The 4,213-nt window shown below is 60.1% G+C and carries 5 protein-coding genes and 1 pseudogene; 4 read left to right on the forward strand and 2 right to left on the reverse strand.

Features of this window, described 5'->3' with window-relative positions; translation table 11 throughout:
* Window positions 1-845 precede the first annotated feature (845 nt).
* Window positions 846-1,246 (forward strand): annotated as a pseudogene (locus tag Y707_RS25685) (recombinase family protein).
* A gap of 422 nt (window positions 1,247-1,668) precedes the next feature.
* On the opposite strand, the gene Y707_RS0112730 reads toward Y707_RS25685, so the two are convergent.
* A complete protein-coding gene (locus tag Y707_RS0112730) occupies window positions 1,669-1,962 on the reverse strand; it encodes a hypothetical protein (RefSeq protein ID WP_026535384.1) in 294 nt (97 codons plus the stop codon).
* A gap of 310 nt (window positions 1,963-2,272) precedes the next feature.
* Window positions 2,273-2,689, reverse strand: coding sequence for a hypothetical protein (locus Y707_RS0112735; RefSeq protein WP_026535385.1), 417 nt, complete (start codon window positions 2,687-2,689; stop codon window positions 2,273-2,275).
* Window positions 2,690-3,128: 439 nt separating this feature from the next.
* Here Y707_RS0112735 and Y707_RS0112740 point away from each other — a divergent pair, with 439 nt between their 5' ends.
* The 3 genes from Y707_RS0112740 to Y707_RS29880 form a co-directional block, all read left to right on the forward strand.
* Window positions 3,129-3,452: a hypothetical protein gene (locus Y707_RS0112740; protein WP_026535386.1), complete on the forward strand. Its 324-nt coding sequence runs from the start codon at window positions 3,129-3,131 to the stop codon at window positions 3,450-3,452.
* Window positions 3,453-3,519: 67 nt separating this feature from the next.
* Entirely contained in the window at window positions 3,520-3,801 is a 282-nt protein-coding gene (locus tag Y707_RS33490) for a DUF3040 domain-containing protein (protein WP_035781623.1), read from the forward strand.
* Window positions 3,802-4,018: 217 nt separating this feature from the next.
* A partial coding sequence (locus Y707_RS29880) for a helix-turn-helix domain-containing protein (RefSeq protein ID WP_162150219.1) occupies window positions 4,019-4,213 on the forward strand: 195 nt, incomplete at its 3' end.

Genomic DNA, 4,213 nt, shown 5'->3' on the forward strand with positions numbered 1-4,213 from the left:
GGCGCAGCAGCCGATAAGCGGTCCCGAAACGGATCGTGGGTGGAGGCCAGATCGCCGGCATAGAGCGAGACGGCCGGCCGAGCGGGCCATGGGTATCTTTGGAACCGTCACCGCGCATACATGAACGACCTCGGACTGTGCGATCTCGTCCTGGGTATAGGCACCAGGCGGCGACTTGCCAGCGCGCGCGTTGCAGGGCAAAATACTGGTGTTGCTGCCTTGAGAGTGGATTGCGTCCGGATTTCGCCGCTTACGGGGATCGTCGGCACAGGTAGCGACACGGTGAGTCGGCCCGAGCCGCCGGTGGCGACGACACCGAGTCAATCTCGGCAAACACGGGCACGGCCAAGCCGTTTTCGGGCCGCGGGCGGCAGATCATCTCTAAGGTGACTCGCCCGCTGGTGCAGTGCACCCCGCGGGAGTTGACGCTCTCGGGCGGGAAGTACCAGTTTCCTTCGATTTTGATCAGCTCTTTTTTGTGGCGCTTCGGCAGCACAGTTCCATTGAGTATGCCCTCATGGACGGGGCCTTTCATCAGCGAATGCTTCTTGCCAAGAAGTGTAGATGCGGCCCTCCCCTGGGCTCTGCGATCTGGGACACAGAGGACTTGGTCCGTGGATTACGGGATAGTAGCGGCAGAACCGATGCTCGTCGGCTACATGCGCGGGTCAAAAGCCGACGGCTCCAAAAACCACCGACCTTCAGCGCGACGCGCTCATCGCCGCCGGCATAGACTCAGCGCAGCTGTATGAAGACAAAGCCTCCGGCAAGAAAGAGGACCGGGCCCGAAGTCGCTTCCTGCCTGAATTATCTGCGGGACGGCGACACTCTGGTGGTGTGGAAGCTTGGACCGGCTGGGCCTGGACCTGCGCCATCTGGTCAACATCGTTCATGATCTCACCGAACGCGGCATCGGACTCAAAGTCCTCACCGGCCAGGGCGCAGCCATCGACGCCACCACCGCATCTGCAAAGTGGTCTTCGGGATCTTCGCCGCACTAGCCGAATTCCAACGCGAACTGATTTCCGAACGCACCATCGCCGGCCTAGCCTCAGCACGTGCCGGGGGAAGGAAGGGCGGACGGCTCTTCAAAATGACTCCGACGAAAGTCCGTCTGGCGAAAGCGTTCATGGGCCAACCCGATACCAAAGTCGGCGACCTCAGCAAAGAACTTGGCGTCACCCGGCAGAGCCTGTACCGGCACGTCTCTCCACAGGTGAGCTACGGCCCGATGGAGCCAAACTAGCAACCCAAAACTTAGAGTTGCAGGTCCTCAAGAAAGAAACACTTTTGTTCATCCCTGCAGTGCCGGCGAAGGGCTGCTATCTCGGCAGATTTTAAGTTGCCGGGTCACCTGCGATCATGCAATTGGGCCGAAGAGTTCATTCTTGTCATTATCGAGGCCCGCCGATGAAACGACCGACTCCCCTAAAGTACCGTGATGCCGGCGTACCGGTGATTCTGGACCGACAAGCCGGACGCGTGAGGCTGGGCGATGCACAGACCACTGCGGGGAATAACCACATTGGAGGCCCACCAGCATGGGATTGGCCCGAAATTCCAACTCTAATTATGGAAGCGGTAACCGCGCGGGGTACACCCACGGACCGATCACGCAGGTGCGGCGGCCCGCAGGTGCCGCTGCCGGCATGGTCGCCGGCGGCGTTGTCAGTTGGGTAACTCTGCTGGACAGCCGCGCATGGGTCCGCTTCGATCGCCGCCGTCTTCCGGTGCCTGACCGGGAGGGGCGGTGTGTGGGTGGTTCTGGTCGCCGGAGCCGTTGCCGGGGCGAAGGTTCAGCGGATCACGGCCCGGCGCGGCCTGATGTGCATGGTTTGTGTCGCCGTAGCCGCAGCCTGGTCTTGGCCCCTCGGCGGAGGCCGGAGCGGCGGTTGCACCGAAGAGAGTCACGGTCAGGGCGGGCAGTACAAGCAACGCAGCAGCGCGTGGGCCGATATTCATGGTGCCTTCCTAATGGGTTGGGTCGAAGAGTATTTATCCTGTGCAGAGCCTACCAGCGGGCGTACATTGGTTGGGCAGGCTTTGAAATGGGCAGATGCGCGGTGGCCCGAACCAGTTCCGGAGGCGGATGTGAAAGCCGGTCACCGTTTCATCGAGGCGCATTACGCGACGTCGCCAGTGTCCTCGTCCACACCTGCGAGATACACCTATAGCCCTGTGGTGATGGCCGCTTTTGTGGTTGGTGCCGGATATGGGTGTGGCACCCGCCCCTGGTTGGGATGGGTGCCACACTTAAGTCTTGAGGGTTGGGCTAGAGCAATCCGCCCAGCAGGCCCTCGTTGTCGTAGCCGCCGTAGTAGGCGCTGTCCGTGGTGCTGTCGGCCGAGGTGTCGGCGTCAACGTTGCTGTCCACATCCGGGTTGGCGTCAACGTCAGCGTCGTTTCCGCTGGCGATGCCGTTGAAGTTATCCGTCACATCGGCGTCGATTCCGCTGAGCACGTTGTTGTTGCTCGCGATGTCACCGGTATCGACCACATCGTTGAGGATGGTGTCCAGCGACAGGTTGGCGCTGTCGTCGATGCGGTTGTCGGACACCTCGGTCGTGACACCGTCCACATTGGTGTTGGCGGAATCTCCCGTGCTGGCGCTGGCCATGCCGGCGCCTCCGAGGATCATGAGACCGCTGACGGTGCTGACGGCGAGAGTCTTGGAAAACATGTTCTGCATAATGTTGCCTCCATAGTTTCCTGTTGGGGTTAGAGGACGCTAGTGGTTCGGCACCCACCCCACAACAGGGTGGGTGCAAAACTCTAGCTTTATCGAACCGTATGGCTCTCCTTGTAGTGATTCCCAAAGGGAATACATCTGCAACACTATGGATGTCACGTCACTGGTTCTGTAATCGAGGACACTCTTCCCAAAATCCAAGTTGGAACGGCCAGCGCTGCTCGCCCGCCGACCAAGAAACCGCCATCGGGTTCTTCAGAGCCGGGGCTGGTCCAAGGCAGTCTGGTATGCCTCGTTGCAGGTTGGGAATTGGGCAACCTGGTTGCGCAGGATCTCTATCGGGATTTGTGCACGGATGGCGAGGGATGCCTGATGGATCGTTCCCTCTCTTGAAGCAGGCAGAGTAAGTTCTTGCTAAAAGAGGAGGAGGCGGCTCAGGATGGCCAAGACCGTAACCGGTAAGGATGCGTACACCCATGTCGCGATGTACCAAGCGCGGATCACCGCCGCGAACATCCTTGGCCGACCGCACGAGCCGGCCAACTACCGGGCGCTGCCGCGGGTGACGTCCACCAATCCGGAGGTCGGCGCAGTCGACCTGACCGAGGCTCAGGCACCGCGACAAAGGGGTGTCGGTGCGCACCGCGATTCAGGTGAACTTCCCTCAGCGCACTTTGGCCGTTCATCCCGCATTCCCGCCAGTGCCATGGAGGCCTATTTGAATCCGCGGACGGCTCATACGGAGTCGGAAGAAGAACCATAACGACCAGTACGAGGAAGCCGGTAATATTGATCCGGTAGGCGCATCAAGAGCCGTTGGAGAGGTCGCAATGCCCCTGTCTGAGGAAGAGCGCAGGCGCCTGGCCCAGTTGGAGCTGCAGCTCATCAAAGATGATCCGAAACTGGCGAAGGAACTGGAATCGGCAACCGCGCATCAGCAGTCTCGTATTGATACAAGTGCCTGCAAGTTAATCCTACTGGCCGGTGTGCTGCTAATACTCGTTGGAACGACTGGTCAACTCCCCTTTATTGGAGCCACCGGGTTCCTCCTGCTGGGTGCAGGCGCTTACTGCCTCTTTAGAAAAAAGGGTGCGCGGAAGCGGAACAGGTAGCTGGAACATCACATCCCGCCGGTCAAGGGTGAACACCTAATCACCGGCCCAGCCGCAAGGAGGCTCTTATGGCTACGGTTTACCGGAACTTCGCACAAACGGTTCGAAATCTTACCTGAATCATTTCCTTCGACAAGAGCAAAACCATAGGTCTCCACGGTTATCGCTAGTGGCGTGTCGCTGAAATAGTTTTACGGTCGGGTGGGATAATTGGGGCATGCGTACAGCTCCTTTGCAATTGCGTGATGGTGATGACGAGCGGTTGGCCGCGATCGTTCGGTCATCGACGGTGAAGGCCGGGCTGGCCCGGCGGGCGAGGATGGTTCTACTGGCTCATCAGGGTCAGTCGAACGCGGCGATCGCCCGAACGGTTGGGGTCTCGAGGCCGACGGTGATTTCGTGGCGGGTGCGT

The sequence above is a fragment of the Arthrobacter sp. H14 genome (assembly GCF_000520495.1).
In the GTDB taxonomy this organism is placed as follows: Bacteria; Actinomycetota; Actinomycetes; order Actinomycetales; family Micrococcaceae; genus Arthrobacter_C.

Coding starts and splice junctions, on each gene's coding strand:
- Y707_RS0112735 (WP_026535385.1), bottom strand. CDS start 2,689: ATGCAGAACATGTTTTCCAAGACTCTCGCCGTCAGCACCGTCAGCGGT.
- Y707_RS0112730 (WP_026535384.1), bottom strand. CDS start 1,962: ATGAATATCGGCCCACGCGCTGCTGCGTTGCTTGTACTGCCCGCCCTG.
- Y707_RS0112740 (WP_026535386.1), top strand. CDS start 3,129: ATGGCCAAGACCGTAACCGGTAAGGATGCGTACACCCATGTCGCGATG.
- Y707_RS33490 (WP_035781623.1), top strand. CDS start 3,520: ATGCCCCTGTCTGAGGAAGAGCGCAGGCGCCTGGCCCAGTTGGAGCTG.